Source organism: Clostridium luticellarii (assembly GCF_002995845.1).
Classification (GTDB): Bacteria; Bacillota; Clostridia; order Clostridiales; family Clostridiaceae; genus Clostridium_B; species Clostridium_B luticellarii.
Genome location: NZ_PVXP01000037.1, coordinates 1 through 19,272, shown reverse-complemented (window position 1 = coordinate 19,272; position 19,272 = coordinate 1). Strand labels below are relative to the sequence as shown.

Below are 19,272 nucleotides of genomic sequence, written 5' to 3'. Positions count from 1 at the left end.
AACTTGAATCAGATATAAATTATGATATATAATTTGGATAGATTCAGGTTTTGTCTATCAACATAAAAGAAAGGAAATACAAATGATTGGTATAGACAATGCACTAAACATAATTAATGAAAATATAAAAAAGTTGACTTTAGAAAAAAAGGATATACTGTCCTGTCTCAATAAAACTTTAGCAGAAGACATTTATTCCAAAGATGATCTGCCTCCCTTTGACAAGTCTGCAATGGACGGATATGCCATTAAAAGTGAGGATACCAGAAACTGTGGTGCAGAAAATGCTGCAGAATTTGATGTCAAAGGATCAATAAAAGCAGGAGACTATTGCGAAGATGAACTAAAACCCGGTGAAGCTTTTAAAATTATGACTGGAGCACCCCTGCCCAAAGGTGCAGATGCCGTTATAGAAATTGAAAAGGTGGAAGTTAAAGGCAATATATTAAAGGTATCCCAAGCTGTAAATAAAGATAATAATGTGATCAAACTTGGAGAAGAAACTAAAGCCGGTGAATTGGTACTAAATAGAGGAAGAATCATCAGACCCGTAGAAGTAGGCTTGCTAGCATCGCTGGGGTATGGCTTTGTACATGTCTATAAAAGCCCTACTATTGCCTTAATTATTACTGGAGATGAATTAGTCGGCATAGATAGTAAATTTGAAAGAGGTAAAATCAGAAACAGCAATGAATATTCACTAAAGGCTCTAATTAAAAATTTAGGTGCAAAAGCCTTATCCATGGGAGTAGTCAAAGATGATAAGGACAACTTAAGGGAAAAAATCAAATATGCTTTAAAAAATGCAGATATAGTAGTCAGTTCAGGAGGAGCATCCGTTGGAGATTATGATTTTGTAGACGATATATTAAAAGAAATAAGAGCAGATATAAAATTTACTTCAGTAGCAATCAAGCCTGGAAAACCAGTAACCTTTGCCACCTATAAGGAAAAACTATTTTTTTCTCTGCCAGGTAATCCACTGTCTTTAATAACAACTTTTGAAGAACTTGTCAAACCTGCAATTGAAAAAATGATGGGCAGACAAATTAAAAATAAGGAAATTTTTCCCGTTATTTTGGCAGAGGATTTTAAAGCTAAAGCAGGAAGAAAAAAATATGTATTTGTAAAAATCAAAAAGGACAATAACAAATATTATGCCTATAAAACAGGATCTCAATGCTCCAATCATCTTAAAACCATGAGCAAATCAAATGGAATTATTATCATACCTGAGGAATGTGGAAATGTTAAAGCAGGAAAAATTTTAAGTGGAAAATTTATATTCAAATAGAAAATAACAATCAATAATTTTTTAAATACCGGAAGATGCCAATCTCCGGTATTTAAGTTTTGCCTAGATTTATATTGCAGGCATTATATCTTTATTCCCTTTTCATACAGGTAAAATATCCCTTTCCTGAAATTTATCTTTCCCACTTTTTTATAGCCATTTTTCTCATACAGCCTCAGGGCAATCGGATTTAAAGAAAAAGCATCCAATCTTATGGATTTTATATTTTTTCTCTTTAACATTCTTTCAATTACCATAAGGGTACGTTTACCAATCCCCTGGTTTTGAAAATCTGGATTAACACATAATCTATGAATTACAATAAAGGGATATGTTTTATATCGCCAGTTTCCTGTTTCATACTCTTTATTACATTCTTGATTTATCACAGCCACAGATGCTATTCTGCCATTAATTTTTCCTAAAAACATTTGACTTTTTAGAATATCTTCTCTTAAAATCTCTTCATCTGGATATATGTTATCACATTGATCAATTCCATTATTACTCATTACCCGAATAGCAGCTTTAAAAATTTTTACTACATCGGTCAAATCCTGTATGACCGCTTTTCTTAACATCAACTCCATACTTATTAACCTCCAGTCTTAGTTCCAAGTCTAGAATTATTAGAAAGCATTTGTCCCTTATCACTTCTATTGTTTGTCACAGTCTCCATGCATTATTGAAAAAAGTGTTCAATCTTAATCCATTGTCCCAACAACTTTGTTCAATTTAAACAGAGCATTTGGATCAATTTTCAGAGTAGTGTCTTTTTCGCCCGAGCCGCCATAAACAAATGAAAATTCAAGAAGTTTTCTATCTATTATGCAGGGCAGTGAAATTCCGAGCATCGGAACATTGCCCACTGAAAATCCTGTTACGGACTTAACCTCCTCTTTGGTCGCCAATCTTACATTTTTACAGCCCAATAAATGCTTTATGTCTTTAAAATTAACATGGCCTCTTTCTCCTGAAACAATCAATACGTGAAAACCCATGGCGGTATATATTATAAGAGTAGGTGCTATTTGGGCAATATCAATTTTAAAATAATCCGCACCCTCTTTTGCAGTATAAATAGGTATATCATTGTGGATCAATTCATATGAACAGCCACTTTTTTTCAAAATCTCTCTTATATTCTCCATACTATTTCACCTCCTAATAAAAGTGTATTCTTTAGCCGGCTGCCTCTTCATTCCAGTATAAAAAGTTCCTCTACTGCCACCTCTAAATATTTTGCCAGTTTCATAGCCAGCTCAAGGGTTGGATTGTACTTGTTGTTCTCTATGGCTATAATAGTCTGTCTCGTAACCCCAAGAGTTTTTGCCAGTTCTTCCTGAGTCATACCATATTTTTTTCGATAATATTTTATATGATTTTTCATATGCTATCCTCCAAGCTTTACAAGTGCTAAAAATTTAGCCAGCATATAGAATATAAACGTAAAGATCAGCATAATTGCCGCGGGCCCAAGGACACTGTTTTTTATTATATCCATAACTGACCATATAACAAGATATACAAATGTATAGACCATACTTATTTCAATACTTTTTGTGGAAACCATCTTTTCCCTTTCATCCATAAATCTGAATTTATGATCACCACTCACTATGGGACTTCTCTCTCCTCCAAAACGTCTGTTTATAATCATTTGTGAAATAAATGTTATTATAATCTGTGTGCTCATTATAAAGGTAAAGCCCTCTCTTATACCTCCATCAATATAGATTCTTACATGCCGTCCGTAAAATACACCTATATCTCCAAATAAACTCTGTACAATTATTAGACAAAACATAAGCAATAATACTATTAAATAACTGTATTGCACTGCAACAGCATCCGCACTTTTTTCACGTTCATCTTTCTTCTTAAACAATCTCATTCGCCTCCTTGTGTAAAAACTTCTTTACATTTATAATATAATATCCGTAGGAAAATGTCAATAGTTCTTTACATTTTTAAAAACACTTATTATTCAAAAAACCGGAAGACCTTCACTTTTTAAGATCCAGCATTCCAGGCTTTTATTTCCATTCAACAGATCCCATCGAGTGCGGGAAAGAATTAATCCAGCACTAATAGTACTCAGTCTATAAACTGCAAAATTTCCTCCCTGCTTTTGCGAATTTTGCTTCGGAGTTTTGTATCTGCAGAGTAGCCAACACTTATTACGATCCTTACCCTCTTAGAGGTTGGTATATCAAGCAGTTTTTTGAGTTTTTTCTCATTAAACCAGCCCATAATACAGGTGGACAATCCCTGCTCAGTAGCGGCAAGGCATAGATAAGCCGCTGCAATACCAATATCAATGGAGGAATAATCCTGATCTTTGATTGTTCCTCCAATTCGAGCCTTAATATCCCCTTTCTCTTCCAGTACAATGACAAAGGCGGGGCATTTATCTGTAAATTTGTTCATACCTATATCCTGGAGGCACTTTGCCACTTTAGAGGACAGTTTCCTGTTATTTACAACTATGAATTTCCAAGGCTGCCCATTACAAGCTGACGGAGCAATTCGACACGCCTCTATACAGGAAATTAATTTCTCCTTTTCCACCTGTTTATCCAGATAATTTCTGCAGCTCTCACGCTGTGCAATCAAATCAAAATAATTGGTCATAAATATACCCCTTTCACTAAAACTATGCTATTTTATTTTTTTGCCAATAAAATGCCTGTATTCCCGTATTTCCCAATATTTTTTATAGATTCAAATCCTGCTTTTAAAAGCATTTTTATTTCATTTTCTACGGTACAGGGAGTATCATAGTGATAAAATCCTTCAGTTATTCCTAATTTTGAACGAATCTTTTTATTTTCGGCAAAACACTGATCTTCATATTCTTGATTGGGAGTCATATAGTCAGTTTCAATATAATATTTATCCGATCCGGCCACATTATTCAACATATGCCGTTCATAGCCATCAACCCGCTTGTTAAAAAAGCTGCCCATTTCCTCCAGTTCCATTTTATGACCTTCTCCCGTCGTTCAAATATATTACAAATCTAATAAATATATTTATTTTTTCATTGTAGTTTAAATTAAGAGTTTACTTTTATTTAGGAATTTATCCAACTAAATTTTTTCCGTCCTTGAATGCTCTTAAAGACAACTCATCAAACATTGTTAAATCAGGATTATGACTAGTTCCGCAATAATGAATGTTATCCTCTAATTTCCAACCATATGTTTTAAAAATATCATTGACAAATTTAATGCCCTCTGCACCTATTTTAGGATCTGAGCTTCCTTGAACAAATATTGTTATTAACTTTTTACCCGGATGTCTAGGTACAAAAGTATCTTTAAGACCTGCAACCATTGGAAATGTACGATCTAACCAAACTCTTGCCTGACCTGTAATTTGATAATAATAGATTGGAGAACCAAATACAATAGCATCTGCTTCATTAATAGCTTCATACATTGGATGCAAATAATCCTCAACAGTACATCCGTCGTGGGTACGGCAATAAAAGCATCCTTGACATCCACGGATTCCAGGATCATTTAAATCAAATTTAATAACCTCAGCACCTTTGGATTTTGCTCCCTTTGCTACTTGTTCCAATAATTTTGCAGTATATCCATTCTTTCTTGGACTGCCTTTGAAAATAACCACTTTTGACATTTAGTATCTCTTCTTTCAAAATATAAAATTTTTTTAAATTAAGTCAATTATCTATTGACTAACTTCATTATATTAAGTAGCATATAAGTCAACAAGTACGCAAAAAATGTTTAGTCACTAATATTTATATAAGTAATGGAGGTTACTTTATGAAAGATTGTTATATCGGGTATGCTATGAATGTCATAGGTGGCAAATGGAAACTCTTAATCATTTGGACCATGTTCCAAAATGGAGTTATTCGATTTAATGAACTGCAAAGAAAAGTTAATGGCATATCCAGTCTGATGCTCTCAAAAAACTTAAAAGAACTTGAACAAGATTCTCTTGTTATCCGTCATCAATACAATGAAATTCCACCAAGAGTAGAATATGAATTATCAAAGCTTAGTCAAAAACTCATAGTTGCTTTAAAGGCTCTTGGTGAATGGGGGAATGAAGTTTATAGATATAAAAAAACATATATCTAACATACGACTACCGTTGATATATTATACTAAGTATAAAAAGTTACACAAATCATATATTAATATTTCCCGCCATATAGGGCACGGCTTTTCCACTTATTTTGACCCTGCCTCCAGCTGTTTTACAGTATAATGTCCCTCCACGTGATGATAACTGTTTAGCTACCATTGTATCTTTGTTTAACCTCCGTGACCAAAACGGTATTAAATTGCTATGTGCTGAACCGGTTACCGGATCTTCATTTACACCAAGTTTGGGATAGAAGCATCGGGATACAAAATCCACATCAGTCCCTTTAGCTGTAACAATAACTCCAAGTCCATTTTTCAATTTTATCATTTCAGAAAAATTAGGCTTTAATTTTTCTACCTGTTTTTCTGTTTCTAAAACCACAAATAAATCCCTGGATAAATATATTTCAACAGGATTGATACCAATAGCCTCTGAAACCATTTCAGGTGATAATTCTATCTTTTTTGGTTCTCTCGAGGGAAGATCCATCTCGTACAAATCACCATTTCGTTTAACTTTGAGTATCCCGCTGGCAGTATTAAATGTCATATTCTCAATTCCTATATCAACATAATTGGAAATAACATAGGAAGCCCCCAGAGTAGCATGCCCGCATAAATCTATTTCGGCTTTTGGAGTAAACCATCTCAGATCATAACCATTACCATTTTTAACCACAAAAGCTGTCTCCGATAAGTTGTTTTCTCCTGCAATTTTTTGCATTGTACTATCATCTATGGGATTCTCTAAAACACATACACCGGCGGGATTTCCTCTAAATACTTCATCAGCAAAAGCGTCAACAACATAATATTTCATTTTTTGTCTTCCTTTCAATATATAATTTTCACGAACTTATTCTATACAAATTATATCATATACCTGCTGAATTGAAGTAATTTTTCCAGAAAACAGGCCTTTCAACTGTGCAATAAAAAAGCCCGTCAATCTGCTTTAGATCAACGGGCTTTAGATATTTACATGTTTCTATTTTTTTCTGCGGCTGCATGAACAGTATCAATTACTGCCGATCTGAAGCCTTTTTCCTCTAAAACCTTCACAGCTTCCATGGTAGTACCTGCTGGTGAACACACCATATCCTTCAATTCTCCGGGGTGTTTGCCAGTTTCCAACACCATCTTAGCTGACCCCAAGACTGCCTGAGCTGCAAACTCATAAGCCATATTCCTGGGCATTCCTTCTAGGACAGCACCATCTGCCAAAGCTTCAATAAATATATACACATAGGCCGGTGAAGATCCACTGACACCTACTACAGCATCAATCAATTTCTCTGGAACTATTTGTCCCTTACCAAAGCTGGAGAAGATAGCCAGAACTTTCTGCTGCTCTTCCTTTGACAGGTGTCCATTAACAGCAATAGCCGACATTCCTTCACCCACAAGTGCCGGTGTATTCGGCATAACTCTTACAATCTTATGTTCTGTAGATAGTAATTCCTCAAGTCTGCTTAAAGTTACACCTGCAGCAATGGAGATCACTATTTTATCCTTAGAGATATCTTCTTTAACTTCCTTTAAAACTGTAGGCAGTACAGCTGGTTTGACAGAGATAATTAGAGTCTGTGCCTTTTCCACCAGCTCCCTGCTGCTGCCAACAGGATTGATTCCCAGCTCATTCTTCAGCTTTTCAAGGGTGGGAGCATAGACATCATAAACAAAAATTTCTTCTGGCTTATAGAGCTTGGATTTGATTAGTCCTCCCATAATTGCCCTTCCCATGTTGCCTCCTCCAAAAAATCCAATTGTATTCTTCATAAATAACTCCTTCTTTCTTTTACAAATTATTAGTTTTATTGGTATTAAAAGTAAAATCAGTTCCTAAAAAATCAGCATATAGGCATAATTTGCTATTACCCCTGCCACAATACCTCCAATAAAATGGGTCATCATGGCATAGGTAGTAATTTCACGTGTTTTCATTGAATCCGCTATTGAAGCATGACTGGATAAAAAACCTGCCCAGCAGTAAGCAATTGCAAAATAAACTGCCATGTCATGACCATTTAACAATCCACTTTCAGCCAGCTGTTTTGCTCCAGCTATAGAAGCTCCGCAGGAACCCAATGAAGTCAATGGAGGCCCTAGAACTTCTGAATTGGCAAAACCAAACAGTGGAGTTAGAATAAATGATAGTTTGTCGCCGATGTCTTTAAGCAGTCCGGTGCCTTCATAAGCTACACCTTTATACACGGCTTGACCATCAACAATACTCGGACCATTGGTCAGTATCATCACCAGAGTAGTGAAAATCAAGATTCCCGGAATTATGCTCAATCCCAATTGTACACCACTTTTTCCGCCATCAAAAGTCGCATTTAATCCACGCTGAAATGCACTTCCTTCACGAATCTTTCTATAGCCATTAGGTGCCTGTTCAATTGCAGCATCGAGATATTCCTCACCAACAGTTTGTTCAGTACCATACATTTTTTTGGTTTTTCTCATAAGCAGTCGTGTACTAAGTGCTCCGCCTATAAAGGCACAAATTGTCCCTAAAACAACTCCGCTGGCATATTTTCCTCCTTGTATACCCAGGATTCCGCCTGTAATAATGATTCCCATTCCAAAAGTAGTTCCAAAATTTATCATTGTTGCCCACTGATACTTTTTAAAGTATTTTGCATAACCAGGATCTCTTGAATTTATAACAATAGATGGATTATCCGAGAAATAACAGGTGATTGCTCCTAGTGATGCTGCTCCCGGAAGCTTAAACAGCGGTTTCATAATTGGAGAAATAATCTTATTCAGCAATGCAGTTACTCCAAACTCGGAAAATACACTGGAAATAGCTCCTGCCAGAACTGCCACAGACATTATATAAAAGGCGGTATTGATCAATAGGTCATGGGCTGTCTTCATGATAACACTAAATGCTTTTCCCACACCTATTACACTACTCAAATAACCTAAAATTAATACAATAAATCCTATACATAGGTATGTTCCTTTGCTGATCTCCTTCCTATATCCCTTTTCTTCCACATGAACAGTGTTTTGTGATTCCATAATTTCACTCCTTATATTTTAAAATTATTTTCTGTGGCATTCTTTAGGAATAATCCAACAATTTATTTAAACATCAGGCTGTCATCATAACTGATAGAACAATCAGATTGACAGTCTGACGATTAATCTTTATTCAACAATCAAACTTTGATCAGGCAAAACTTTGTTCTGTACGGTTAATAATTTCATCTTGCAGGGCCCTATCCAGATTATTGAAGTAATCACTATATCCTGCAACCCTTACTATCAAGTTCTCATATTCCTCAGGATGCTTTTGGGCATCAAGCAGTGTCTTACGATCAATAACATTGAATTGAATATGATGACCATCTATAGCAAAATATGAACGAATCAAAGCAGCCAGGTTGGATATACCCTCTTCTCCCTGAACAACTGCCGGTGTAAACTTCTGATTAAGCAGTGCTCCTCCAGTCTTCAGCTGATCAATTTTAGAAGCAGATTTAACTACGGCAGTAGGCCCATTTCGATCCGCACCTTTTTCAGGTGAAATACCATCTGGAAGAGAAATCCCTGCATGACGGCCGTTAGGGCTGGCTTCCATTACCTGACCAAAATATACATGGCAGGTTGTCGGCAAAAATTCAACTACAGTTCTGGACCCCTTAGGTGTAGTTCTGCCTGCAATAGCATCCTGCAGGGACTGAGAAACATCCTTTAAAATGTCATCTGCATAGTCATCGTCATTTCCATACTTAGGAGTATGATTATAGACTGTTTCAAAGATTTCATCATACCCTTTAAAATCAGCTTTGCAAGCCTTGAGCAACTCGTTCATGGAAAATTTTTCATCTTCAAATATATTCTTCTTTATAGCAACCAGCGAATCGGTGATAGTAGCTATACCTACACATTGTATATAGCTTGTATTATAGCGGGCTCCTCCTGCATTGTAGTCAACACCGGACTTAATACAATCATCGGTAATAACTGACAGCAGCGGAACCGGCATGTGTTCCATATACATACGTTCAATTAAATTGTTTCCTGCAATTTTCACATTTACTACATATTCCAATTGTTTATAGAATGCATCATAAACTTCTTCATAGGATTTGAAGTCACGTGGATCCCCAAGATCCAGTCCTACCTGCTTTTGCGTATAGCTGTCAAACCCACGATTCAATACCAGTTCAAAAATCTTTGGTATATTCAAATAGCCGGTCAGTACATAGGCTTCCTTGCCTGCTGTACCAGTTTCTACGCACCCGCTGGCAATTCCGCTTTCTCTGGCATCATCAATGGATTTACCTAAAAACAGTAATTCCTGTATAATGGCTTCAGAATTATAGAAAGCTGGCTGCCCCCATCCTTTACGTGAAATTTTGAGTGCATCGCGCAGAAATTTTTCTGGAGTCTTACGGGATATCTGCACATTTGAACTTGGCTGCAGTAATTTCATTTCATCCATTACTTCCAGAATCAAGTAGCTGACTTCATTTACACCTGTGGTTCCATCAGGACGCAGTGCTCCAGTATTGATATTACAGAAATCCGTATAAGTTGCACTTTCCTTTAAGGTTATTCCAACCTTTGGAGGTGCCGGCTGGTTATTGAATTGTATCCATAGATTTTCCAGAATTTCACGAGCTCCTTCACGAGTCAGGCGTCCTTCTTCGATATCCTTTTCATAAAATGGTTCCAGGTGCTGATCCAGTTTACCTGGAGAATAAGCATCCCAGTTGTTCATTTCAACAGTGACACCTATATGGGTGAACCAGTACATCTGTACTGCTTGACGGAAGGTCTGCGGTGCATGTTTGGGCACTACGTCACAAACTTCAGCTAGTTCCAACAATTCCTTTTTCCACTGCGGATCGTTTTCAGCAGCTGCCAGAGCACGTGCCTTAGCCGCATAACGTTCGCCAAAGATAATCATACTTTCGCAAACCAGCTTCATACCTTCCAATTCTTCCTTTTTATTAAGTGCATTTACATCCTTGTTGTAATCCAAATGATCGACTTCATACTGAATATCCTCAATAAAATCAGCATATCCTTTACGGTATATCTTTCCATCGGCCACAGTATGTCCCGGCCCACGCTGCATCAAAAACTCAGTATACAGTCCTGCATCAAACAGCTTATGCCATTCATCCGGCAATAATTTATTCATTCGTGTCATCAACGCACGATTTTTCCAGTAGGGAATAATAACTTCTTTCTGAATTCTCTTGTCTTCTTCGGAAACTTTAAAGAAAACCTTTTCTCGATTGTTCATATTATCGAAATCTTCCATGGTATGACAGCATAATTCCGGGAAAGTTGGTGCAGCCCATGGCTTGTGTCCTTTTTCTCCTATTATGATAGCCCCTTTTTCAATATAAAGCGTACGATTTTTCATTATGTGCTTGAAAGCCAATCCTCGAAGAACTGGAGTTGAAAATTTTCCTTCATACATTTTATAAGCTTCCGTCAACAAAACCGCTCTCTCCATGGAAATGCTGGGCTTGCACTTTTTAGTACTAATTTCTCTCAGTCGTCTTATACGTTCTGTGGAACCCCTTCTGGTTCTCTCTGCTGTTGCTGATTTTGTCATTTTATCCTCCTCCTTAAAAATAAAACTATAATCTTGATCTTATAAATAGACGGTAACAGGCAGCCATTAACCACCGATTTTCACGGAGTAACCAGCTTTTTCGAAGTATTCTTTAATTTCCTCTATGCGCTCATCACTTGGTTTTTCAAAGTTTTGGGTGCATTCCCTGTTCAGATTTCGGTACTTGTCTCTGCCAAAGTCATGGTATGGCAGAAGATTAATGCTTTGGACAGAAATGTTTTGTTCCCTAAGCCAGCTGGCAATTCCACAAATTGCTTCATCGTTTACATTGACCTCATTGATTAAAATCAAACGCAGATTGATTTTTCCTCCCTGATCACTGATTAACTTGAGATTTTCCAATACCAGATCATTGGACACCCCCGTATACTTTTTGTGCATTTGTGAGTTAATTAACTTTAGGTCATAGAGAAAAAGATCAGTATAAGGTAATATTCGTTTATAATTATCAGGTGGAACTACACCACAGGTATCAATTGCCACTGATATCCCTTTTCTGTGGAGCTCTTTTACCAATTCTTCGATGTAATCGATATCTTGAGTCATAACTTCTCCTCCAGATAAAGTAACACCTCCTCCAGATTGATCATAAAAGATCTGATCTGCCTGAACTATTTTCACAAGTTCCTTTACAGTATACTGCCTGCCTATCAGCTCATCTTTTCCATCCTTGTTTTTCATCAATTCAGGTTCATATTTCTGGCTTTCTGGATTATGACACCACATGCACCTGATAGGACAGCCTTTAAAAAAAATCGTGGTACGAACACCTGGTCCATCATGAACAGAAAATTTTTGGATATTGAATATATAAGGCATGTTCATTGAAAGCAACCCCTCTCTATTTCATTTCTAATTATAATTCATATAAATGAAATTTTCAATACTTTTTAGTATATTTTTTCACAATTATGATTTTATTTTAACAAACTTCGAGCAGCCTGATTTTTCTTTAATAATCATATTTTAAAGCAATTTCATATACATATAATAGGAATAAATTGAAAAAATTAATTCATCTTCATGAATTTATGTATTATTGAAAAAGTCCTCTGTCACTTGAAAAGTTTTTGCAGATCTACTATAATTTTTATGTTTAAAAAATTATGTAAATTGAATATTGCTTATAGGAATACATTTTTCATTGAGTTTTGTGCCTTGAGCTTGTGAAAGGAAGATTATATTTATGAATATAGGAGAAAAAGTGAAAGAATTGCGTAATAAAAAAGGATTAACATTGAAAACTATGTCAGAGAAAACCGGATTATCTACCGGCTTTCTTTCTCAATTTGAACGGGGTATCACCACAATTGCAGTGGAACACTTGTCCCATATTGCCGACGTACTTAACGTCAAAATCAATTATTTTTTTGATGATGAAGAAAAAGAGCTGATTATCAGAAGTTATGATCAGCCGTTTATTCGTCAATTAAACAAAACTATATACAAAAGTCTAAGTCGTTATCCAGAAAATAAAATGATTTCCCCTAAGTTAGTAGAACTTTTACCAAAAGACGATCATCAATATCCAGATGTCTATACCCATCAAGGGGAAGAATTTATTTACGTTTTGGAAGGAATTTTGACTTTAATAATTGATGAGAACATATTCAAACTGTATCCAGGTGATTCCGCTCATTATCTATCTACACAAAAACATAATTGGGACAATCAGACCAATAAGGTGATAAAATTTATTGTTGTTCACTATCCCAGCAACATTGAAATTGACAAGTAGTGAACTAACACCACATTTATCCCAATGCTGACATTGATTGCTAATTTTTCACCATCTCAATTGAATTGCCCTCTCATATCTGATAGTATTATATTGCATACCAAGCTAACTTTTACATCAACAGGAATGTGAACTATCAGGTCAGCTGGAGAAAAGCATTTCTTATAAATAAACTCCACCTGAACTTAAGAATCACTTAATATGATTATTTCAATATAGAAATAAATATTAGAAAAGAGGATAATACTATGAAACAGTGTATGGATTCTGACAACTTGCATAGACGCATAAAAAAAATCATCGGACAGATAAATGCTATAGATAAAATGATTGATGAAGATATTCCCTGCGAGGATGTTTTAATACAGATTAATGCAGTTAAAAGTGCAATGCATAAAGTAGGACAAATAATTTTGGAAGGTCATCTAAACCACTGTGTCAGAGATGGGATTCAGCATGGTGATGCAGAAAAAACAATAGCACAATTTTCAAAAGCACTGGAGCATTTCTGCAGGATGTCTTAGAATAATTTAACTGTTTATATGAAAATATAAGCAGTTTTTTTATTGGCAAAAGGACATAAATGAACTTGTATGTATGGTTGGCAGTGATATTGCCATTGATGCAGCGGACATCGCACTTATAAGGGATGATATAAAATGCATACTGCATCTATTGAGCCTATCCAAAAAGGTAACAAAAACCATTAAGTTGAATTTGACATTTTCCATGGTGTTAAATTTTATTGCCGTTACACTGGCTATATTGGGAATACTAAAACCCGTAATAGGTGCACTTGTACATAATGCCGGTTCAGTTATGGTCATTTTGAATTCAGCATTGTTGTTAAATTGGAAAGATAAATAAACTAAAGCACCGCTTCAAATTTTAAATTTTCTTACCATTTTATCAAGCTTCTGAGCCATTTCCATCTGATTTTTTGCTGTTACGGCAACTTTTCCTATTGATTTTATATTTTCATCAATACTGGATTTTATCATCTCAGCATTTCCTGATGAAGCTTGTATATTCTGTGCCATGACTTGAACTGCCTCACTTAGCTGATTTATAGTGGCATTAAGCTGTTCAGAAAACGCTGCTATTTCATCGGACATTTTGCTTGTGTAATCCGAATCACTATAATATTGGTTTCCCATATCCTGAAAATTTACAAATTGGGCATTTACATCTTCATCTACAAATTTCAATACCTGATCAGCTGTATAGGAGAGCTTTTTAAATGCTTCACGGACTTTTACAATAGTCTCCTGTATACCTGATACTGCCTGTGATGACTGTTCTGCAAGCTTTCTAACCTCTTCAGCCACCACTGCAAAACCTTTCCCCTGCTCTCCTGCCCTGGCAGCTTCTATAGCTGCATTTAGTGCAAGCAAATTCGTCTGTTCTGCTATACTCGCAATAGTATCTGCCATCACTACTATGTTCTCCACAATTTTTCCATCCTCGATTGCCTTCAATATGTTTTCTTCTTTTTCCCGATATAAATTTTGAATATTTTCTATGGAAGATTTACCTTTACTGCTTATATCACTGGCTCTCTGTTTAAATTTACCGGCATTATTACTTCCTTCAGCTGCTTTACTGGAAAGTTCATTTATACTGGCATCCACTTCTTCTATAGATGCACTGATTTCCTCTGATACCGCACTTGACTCCTCCACAGCACCCGTTATATTCTTTATTGCCCCGCCTATATCTTCAGTTTTTGATGATATTTCATGAACAACTTTCGAAAATTCCTCACTTTCCCTGCTCATCTTCTGAGAATTTTCCAATATGTCCTTAATTAGTCCGGTCAGTTCTTCCTTCATGCCGTTAAAAGATTTTGCCAGCTGTCCTATCTCGTCTTTTCTCTTTAATAAATAATCAAAACTATGATCTTCAGTCAAATCAAAATTTGAGGTTTTATTTACAGCCTTTGTCAAAGATAGTATAGGATCTCCTATTCTTTTACCAAAATACATTGAAACCAGCACTGCAAATAACAGCGAAACGCTTATTACCAGAATCAACCAGAAAATCAATCCCCTCAACGGCTTTTCCACCTGACTTTTGGGCACTGACAGACCGACTGTCCAGTTGCAAGCATCAATTTTGGAAGTGACAAAATATTTTTCTCTGCCATCATAATCTTTTAACAAAATTACATTACCCTTAAGTATTGTGGAAAAACGTCCATTCATCACCTTATTAATATTTTTAGCTGCATTGGCTGTAGGTTTAAAATCCTTATTGGGATGAACCATAAAATTGTTTTCATTATCCAGCAGAAAAGCATAACTGTCATCTATGGGTTTTGCTTTATCTATGGTGCTTGTAATTGTATCCAGTTTAACATCAGAAGCTACAACCGCAACCACTTCATTATTTTCTATTATGGGCTTGGATATGGATACTACCATTTTCTTTGTCAATGCATCCACATAGGGTTCAGAAAAGGTCAGTCCTTTTTTTCAGCGGCACCCTTATACCATATTCTCTGAGTACAATCAAAATTATTATCAGGCACCCATCCAGAACCATCCAGATATTTTTTATCCTTAAAACCCATGTATACAGCCAAAGAATATGGATTGGACTTGGTTTTTGCTGTCAGATACTCCAAAATCTTTTTGTCATCTGAAAACCCCATCTGCTGTACGCCGTCAGTGATTTCATTTAATATTTTCCCCTGTCCATCAATCCAACCGTTGATAATACCTGCATATTTATCAGACTGTGCCGAAATCTTATTTTCGGATTCCCCAATTACAAAATTATGAAATATAAAATAACTGACTCCTGAAGATAGCAGCAAACTCAATACACAGGTAATTGAAATCACCAATATTATCTTATTCTTAATAGTTTTCATAGATTTTACCCTCCTTTTCATGTACTTTAGGTTAATTTACTTTCATCAAGTAATACTTTATCACGTGAAAGTTAAGATATCTCAAAGTAGAGTAAATTTTATGTTAAAAATAAAGCTCCGTCAAATTCATATCCATATATAATTAAGTTATTTATAAAAATAGCTCCTTTAGTAAATAATATTTTTCACATGATAAAATCCCCTGTGGTATGGGGATTTTATTACGAAACAATATATTGTTATTTTACAAAATTTAAAAGAGTTAATATATCATTTTTCAATGACAGAAACTCTTTATTGTTTCTATCTCTTGGTCTTTTGATATTCACTTCCACTATTTTTCTTATTCTGCCCGGTCTTGGAGACATTACAATTATCCTGTCGCTTAGATATACAGCTTCTTCCACATCATGGGTAACAAGCAGAAGAGTATTTTTACGTTTTCCCCAGATTCTCAAAATTTCATCCTGCATATACATACGTGTAAAGGCGTCCAGTGCCCCCAATGGCTCATCTAAAAGAAGCACTTTAGGATCATTTACAAGAGCCCTTGCTATGGCAACACGCTGAGCCATACCACCGGACAAATGATGGGGATAAGCTTTTTCAAAACCTTCAAGCCCAACCAGTTTTATATAGTATGACACCAGTTCCTTCTGCTCTTTAAATACTTTCCTGGCCACCAGACCAGAGGCCACATTATCATATACTGTAAGCCATGGAAAAAGAGTTGGATCCTGAAACACAAGTCCTCTTTCATAACCTGGCTTATCCACTATCTTACCATCCAGTTTTATCTCACCACTGGAGGGCTTTTGAAGCCCTGCTATCATTCTGAGCATAGTGGACTTGCCACAGCCGCTGGGACCTACTATGGATACAAATTCTCCCGGTTTTACAGTAAATCCTACATTTTCAATTGCTATAGTTTTTTTATCCTCATGATTTAAAAATTCACAGCTTAAATTATTTATACATAAATTGCCTTCCAACAAACTCACCTCTCACATTACCATTTTATAAGTCCCTTCTGCCACATCAAGATCCTGTCCCTTATTCTAAACAATAAACTTATTATTGCAGAAAATAAAATAGACATAACCGTCAGACTGGCATATACTTTTTTATATTCCGCCCAGCCTTGAGCCCAGTTTATATACCATCCAAGTCCGGCTTTGACTCCCAACATCTCGGCCACTATCAAAGTTATAAAAGACATTCCAAGTCCCATAAACAGACCAACAAATATATTAGGAAGCGCTGCGGGAAGAGCAACTCTGAATATCAAATAACTTTTACCTGCACCCAAAGTTTGAGCCACTTCAAAATAGGACTGTTTTACATTGGCAATACCCGAGCTGGTCATTACTGTAACTGGAAACCATACAGCCAGGGTGAGAATAAATATGCTTGCCGTAAAGCTGGTGGGAAAAATAGTCATGGCTATTGGTATCCAAGCTGTTGCAGGTATAGGGCCTATAACTTTCTGAAGCGGTCCCAGCCAGTAATTAAATTTTTTACTCCATCCAATTAGAGTTCCTGTCACAAGTCCCAGTACTGCTCCCAAAAAGTAACCTACTGATAACATTCTGATTGAATAAACCGAACTTAGAAAAAGCATTTTTCTATCTGTTATAATTACATCGATAACCTGCCCAGGGTGTGGAAAATAGGGCAGCGGTAAAATTGAAAATTTCGCTGTAAGCAGTTCCATGACAACTAGAATCAAAATTCCAACTGAAAACAGCGGTCCCTTTTCCTTTAATTTGCTGTTTAGCAGAGAATATTTCAAGGATACCAGTATAAGTATCAAATATATACCTATAGTTATTAAAATAACCGGTATCCAATAAGTGGTGTGATAGGCATATATTTTGTCGGGCAGCACTTTATCAACTATTATTGCTATAACAAGTGCTAAAATCGGCAAAAATATTTTAATGTTTAGCTTATATCTCATTTTGTTTCCTCCAAAATCTATATCCTATTAACTAAATTATAAAGTTATTCTTAGGCTCAGGTGGAGTTTGCTAATAAGGAATACTTTTCTCCACCTGTTTGACATGAGTAAATCTTCCTGCATTTAATTTGCAGGAAGATCTATTGTCATCTCACAATAATTTAATAATCTATAAGAGTGGATTTAACAAGTGCATTCACATCTGTACTTGAATCAATTATCCCCTGTGCCTTCATGGCATTAAGAGTATTTGTAAAATCTTTCTTGGATTTTGCCTTATCAGGTACAAATTTATAAGTTCCCAATAATTTGGCATTTTCCTTTTCATCTCCACTGCTTACATATTTTTTGTCCACTATCAATTTTCCAGCTTCCTGTGGATGAGCTTGTACCCAAGCATCTGCCTCAACCCATGAATCAGTTAAAGCTTTAACCAGCTTAGGATCTTTATCTGCAAGCTTGCCATTTACACCTACATAGCAGCAGTAGCTATCCTCTTTTCCCTTTTCATTATTGCTGTTTCCAAATATTTTTCTTGCCTTCCCTTGAGATACTGCCAGTGCTCCATAAGGATCCCAGGCTGCAAAAGCATCTATTTCACCTTTTTCAAGTGCCTGTGCAAGCTGTGGCTGAGGATACACTCTCCACTGTACATCTTTTTTAGGATCAATGCCATACTTACCGAGCTCTATGGATAAAAGCACCATTGGGACTCCTCCTATAGAATCAATTCCTATAGTTTTCCCTTTCAATCCTTTTACATCCTTTATAGGTGAATTAACTGGAACAACGCCCTGTATACATCCTGTATGAACTCCTGTAGTGAGCTTTATATCCAGACCCTGTTCCATGGATTTAAACATTCCTGGAGAAATCTGAGCCCCTGCAATTTTTCCCGAAGCTATACCTTCTTTCAAGGTTTCTGCATTTATATTTTGAAGCTTGACATCCAGGCCATGTTTTTTAAATATGCCCTTTTCAATTCCAACATACAACGGCGCTTCACAGGTTCCATTATATGTACCAAGTGTAATTTTAGTTAATTGTGTAGAGTTTCCACTGGAACTATCTGTATTCTTTGTAGTACCACATCCTGCAAATACAACAACTATTGTGGATATAAGCACTATAATTTTTAGAAATTTCTTTTTCAAAATATCTCCCCCTAAATAAAATTATCATTTTTGTAAAACTTATTTTAACATTCTTCAATCTATAGATAAAATATTTCTATTATCTGAATATTCAAATTCCAAAAAAAATCTATACAAGTTGAAATTTAAACAGTCCTCAAAAAGCCTATTTAAATTTCAACTTGTATAGTCTCCAGTTTTCTGGTTAACCATTACATTCAATTTATATAAAATTATTTAGCTTACCTTAAACAATACGCTCACTACTTTTGCAGACCTATATAATAAGATTACATCTCATTTGAACAAGCTAATTATATAATTTTTAAGTACCATTGTCAATATAAAATTCGCAACATAAATTTAAATCATTCATAGTTAATTTTTACTGACACTAATTCCTTCACTGAGAAAAAACGGGCAGTCTCAAGTATAAATATACAGCAATTCACCTAATACTCTTTCAGCTGTAGATTGACAAAGTCTGCAATGTTGTATATACTGTATATATTCGAATATATACAGTATATATGA

Annotated in this window: 21 protein-coding genes and 1 pseudogene; 5 read left to right on the top strand and 17 right to left on the bottom strand. The window is 35.6% G+C overall.

Going from position 1 to position 19,272, the window contains the following annotated elements:
• Window positions 1–82: 82 nt before the first annotated feature.
• Window positions 83–1,294, top strand: coding sequence for a molybdopterin molybdotransferase MoeA (locus CLLU_RS11910; protein WP_106010008.1), 1,212 nt, complete (start codon window positions 83–85; stop codon window positions 1,292–1,294).
• Between the two features lie 83 nt (window positions 1,295–1,377).
• Here CLLU_RS11910 and CLLU_RS11905 read toward each other — a convergent pair whose 3' ends face one another.
• The 7 genes from CLLU_RS11905 to CLLU_RS11875 form a co-directional block, all read right to left on the bottom strand.
• Window positions 1,378–1,884, bottom strand: coding sequence for a GNAT family N-acetyltransferase (locus CLLU_RS11905; protein WP_106010007.1), 507 nt, complete (start codon window positions 1,882–1,884; stop codon window positions 1,378–1,380).
• Window positions 1,885–1,998: 114 nt separating this feature from the next.
• Window positions 1,999–2,445, bottom strand: a complete 447-nt coding sequence (locus CLLU_RS11900; RefSeq protein WP_106010006.1) for an aminoacyl-tRNA deacylase — start codon at window positions 2,443–2,445, stop codon at window positions 1,999–2,001.
• Window positions 2,446–2,492: 47 nt separating this feature from the next.
• Window positions 2,493–2,684, bottom strand: a complete 192-nt coding sequence (locus tag CLLU_RS11895) for a helix-turn-helix transcriptional regulator (RefSeq protein WP_106010005.1) — start codon at window positions 2,682–2,684, stop codon at window positions 2,493–2,495.
• A 3-nt stretch (window positions 2,685–2,687) separates the two neighbouring features.
• On the bottom strand, window positions 2,688–3,182 hold the full coding sequence (locus tag CLLU_RS11890) for a hypothetical protein (protein WP_106010004.1): 495 nt from the start codon (window positions 3,180–3,182) through the stop codon (window positions 2,688–2,690).
• A gap of 209 nt (window positions 3,183–3,391) precedes the next feature.
• Window positions 3,392–3,928, bottom strand: a complete 537-nt coding sequence (locus tag CLLU_RS11885; RefSeq protein WP_106010003.1) for a nitroreductase family protein — start codon at window positions 3,926–3,928, stop codon at window positions 3,392–3,394.
• A 32-nt stretch (window positions 3,929–3,960) separates the two neighbouring features.
• Window positions 3,961–4,278: a hypothetical protein gene (locus CLLU_RS11880; RefSeq protein WP_106010002.1), complete on the bottom strand. Its 318-nt coding sequence runs from the start codon at window positions 4,276–4,278 to the stop codon at window positions 3,961–3,963.
• A 100-nt stretch (window positions 4,279–4,378) separates the two neighbouring features.
• Window positions 4,379–4,942 (bottom strand): flavodoxin family protein, encoded by a 564-nt coding sequence (locus CLLU_RS11875; protein WP_106010001.1) that lies wholly within the window; start codon window positions 4,940–4,942, stop codon window positions 4,379–4,381.
• A gap of 149 nt (window positions 4,943–5,091) precedes the next feature.
• Between CLLU_RS11875 and CLLU_RS11870 the strand changes: the two genes are divergently transcribed.
• On the top strand, window positions 5,092–5,412 hold the full coding sequence (locus tag CLLU_RS11870; RefSeq protein ID WP_106010000.1) for a winged helix-turn-helix transcriptional regulator: 321 nt from the start codon (window positions 5,092–5,094) through the stop codon (window positions 5,410–5,412).
• A gap of 49 nt (window positions 5,413–5,461) precedes the next feature.
• On the opposite strand, the gene CLLU_RS11865 is transcribed toward CLLU_RS11870, so the two are convergent.
• From CLLU_RS11865 to CLLU_RS11845, 5 genes are all read right to left on the bottom strand, one after another.
• The gene (locus CLLU_RS11865; protein WP_106009999.1) at window positions 5,462–6,241 is read right to left on the bottom strand and encodes a PhzF family phenazine biosynthesis protein; all 780 of its coding nucleotides are present in this window, start codon (window positions 6,239–6,241) and stop codon (window positions 5,462–5,464) included.
• 158 nt (window positions 6,242–6,399) lie between these two features.
• On the bottom strand, window positions 6,400–7,200 hold the full coding sequence (proC, locus tag CLLU_RS11860) for a pyrroline-5-carboxylate reductase (protein WP_106009998.1): 801 nt from the start codon (window positions 7,198–7,200) through the stop codon (window positions 6,400–6,402).
• 63 nt (window positions 7,201–7,263) lie between these two features.
• Window positions 7,264–8,454: a CD0519/CD1768 family membrane protein gene (locus CLLU_RS19155; protein ID WP_242977585.1), complete on the bottom strand. Its 1,191-nt coding sequence runs from the start codon at window positions 8,452–8,454 to the stop codon at window positions 7,264–7,266.
• Between the two features lie 151 nt (window positions 8,455–8,605).
• On the bottom strand, window positions 8,606–11,011 hold the full coding sequence (gene hypD / locus CLLU_RS11850; protein WP_106009997.1) for a trans-4-hydroxy-L-proline dehydratase: 2,406 nt from the start codon (window positions 11,009–11,011) through the stop codon (window positions 8,606–8,608).
• 66 nt (window positions 11,012–11,077) lie between these two features.
• Window positions 11,078–11,851, bottom strand: coding sequence for a glycyl-radical enzyme activating protein (locus CLLU_RS11845; RefSeq protein WP_106010021.1), 774 nt, complete (start codon window positions 11,849–11,851; stop codon window positions 11,078–11,080).
• A gap of 367 nt (window positions 11,852–12,218) precedes the next feature.
• Between CLLU_RS11845 and CLLU_RS11840 the strand changes: the two genes are divergently transcribed.
• From CLLU_RS11840 to CLLU_RS11830, 3 genes and pseudogenes are all read left to right on the top strand, one after another.
• Window positions 12,219–12,770 (top strand): helix-turn-helix domain-containing protein, encoded by a 552-nt coding sequence (locus tag CLLU_RS11840; RefSeq protein WP_106009996.1) that lies wholly within the window; start codon window positions 12,219–12,221, stop codon window positions 12,768–12,770.
• A gap of 248 nt (window positions 12,771–13,018) precedes the next feature.
• Window positions 13,019–13,294 (top strand): metal-sensing transcriptional repressor, encoded by a 276-nt coding sequence (locus CLLU_RS11835; protein ID WP_106009995.1) that lies wholly within the window; start codon window positions 13,019–13,021, stop codon window positions 13,292–13,294.
• A 76-nt stretch (window positions 13,295–13,370) separates the two neighbouring features.
• Window positions 13,371–13,637 (top strand): annotated as a pseudogene (locus CLLU_RS11830) (heavy metal translocating P-type ATPase); the annotation flags it as partial.
• Window positions 13,638–13,651: 14 nt separating this feature from the next.
• Here the strand turns inward: CLLU_RS11830 and CLLU_RS11825 are convergent.
• From CLLU_RS11825 to CLLU_RS11810, 5 genes are all read right to left on the bottom strand, one after another.
• Window positions 13,652–15,205: a methyl-accepting chemotaxis protein gene (locus tag CLLU_RS11825; RefSeq protein WP_242977584.1), complete on the bottom strand. Its 1,554-nt coding sequence runs from the start codon at window positions 15,203–15,205 to the stop codon at window positions 13,652–13,654.
• A 26-nt stretch (window positions 15,206–15,231) separates the two neighbouring features.
• Window positions 15,232–15,645, bottom strand: a complete 414-nt coding sequence (locus tag CLLU_RS19150) for a hypothetical protein (RefSeq protein WP_242977582.1) — start codon at window positions 15,643–15,645, stop codon at window positions 15,232–15,234.
• Between the two features lie 239 nt (window positions 15,646–15,884).
• The gene (locus CLLU_RS11820; protein WP_106009994.1) at window positions 15,885–16,646 is read right to left on the bottom strand and encodes an ABC transporter ATP-binding protein; all 762 of its coding nucleotides are present in this window, start codon (window positions 16,644–16,646) and stop codon (window positions 15,885–15,887) included.
• 8 nt (window positions 16,647–16,654) lie between these two features.
• Complete coding sequence (locus tag CLLU_RS11815; RefSeq protein WP_106009993.1) at window positions 16,655–17,605, bottom strand: ABC transporter permease; 951 nt, start codon at window positions 17,603–17,605, stop codon at window positions 16,655–16,657.
• Between the two features lie 161 nt (window positions 17,606–17,766).
• Window positions 17,767–18,759 carry an ABC transporter substrate-binding protein gene (locus CLLU_RS11810; RefSeq protein ID WP_158255921.1) on the bottom strand — a complete coding sequence of 331 codons (993 nt, stop codon included), beginning with the start codon at window positions 18,757–18,759 and terminating at the stop codon, window positions 17,767–17,769.
• Between the last annotated feature and the right edge of the window lie 513 nt (window positions 18,760–19,272).

Excerpts from the sequence above, each read along its gene's own strand:
- hypD (WP_106009997.1), bottom strand. The coding sequence starts at position 11,011 with ATGACAAAATCAGCAACAGCAGAGAGAACCAGAAGGGGTTCCACAGAA.
- CLLU_RS19150 (WP_242977582.1), bottom strand. The coding sequence starts at position 15,645 with ATGAAAACTATTAAGAATAAGATAATATTGGTGATTTCAATTACCTGT.
- CLLU_RS11875 (WP_106010001.1), bottom strand. The coding sequence starts at position 4,942 with ATGTCAAAAGTGGTTATTTTCAAAGGCAGTCCAAGAAAGAATGGATAT.
- proC (WP_106009998.1), bottom strand. The coding sequence starts at position 7,200 with ATGAAGAATACAATTGGATTTTTTGGAGGAGGCAACATGGGAAGGGCA.
- CLLU_RS11895 (WP_106010005.1), bottom strand. The coding sequence starts at position 2,684 with ATGAAAAATCATATAAAATATTATCGAAAAAAATATGGTATGACTCAG.
- CLLU_RS11900 (WP_106010006.1), bottom strand. The coding sequence starts at position 2,445 with ATGGAGAATATAAGAGAGATTTTGAAAAAAAGTGGCTGTTCATATGAA.
- CLLU_RS11885 (WP_106010003.1), bottom strand. The coding sequence starts at position 3,928 with ATGACCAATTATTTTGATTTGATTGCACAGCGTGAGAGCTGCAGAAAT.
- CLLU_RS11835 (WP_106009995.1), top strand. The coding sequence starts at position 13,019 with ATGAAACAGTGTATGGATTCTGACAACTTGCATAGACGCATAAAAAAA.
- CLLU_RS11880 (WP_106010002.1), bottom strand. The coding sequence starts at position 4,278 with ATGGAACTGGAGGAAATGGGCAGCTTTTTTAACAAGCGGGTTGATGGC.
- CLLU_RS11865 (WP_106009999.1), bottom strand. The coding sequence starts at position 6,241 with ATGAAATATTATGTTGTTGACGCTTTTGCTGATGAAGTATTTAGAGGA.
- CLLU_RS11840 (WP_106009996.1), top strand. The coding sequence starts at position 12,219 with ATGAATATAGGAGAAAAAGTGAAAGAATTGCGTAATAAAAAAGGATTA.
- CLLU_RS11910 (WP_106010008.1), top strand. The coding sequence starts at position 83 with ATGATTGGTATAGACAATGCACTAAACATAATTAATGAAAATATAAAA.
- CLLU_RS19155 (WP_242977585.1), bottom strand. The coding sequence starts at position 8,454 with ATGGAATCACAAAACACTGTTCATGTGGAAGAAAAGGGATATAGGAAG.
- CLLU_RS11815 (WP_106009993.1), bottom strand. The coding sequence starts at position 17,605 with ATGAGATATAAGCTAAACATTAAAATATTTTTGCCGATTTTAGCACTT.
- CLLU_RS11845 (WP_106010021.1), bottom strand. The coding sequence starts at position 11,851 with ATGCCTTATATATTCAATATCCAAAAATTTTCTGTTCATGATGGACCA.
- CLLU_RS11870 (WP_106010000.1), top strand. The coding sequence starts at position 5,092 with ATGAAAGATTGTTATATCGGGTATGCTATGAATGTCATAGGTGGCAAA.
- CLLU_RS11905 (WP_106010007.1), bottom strand. The coding sequence starts at position 1,884 with ATGGAGTTGATGTTAAGAAAAGCGGTCATACAGGATTTGACCGATGTA.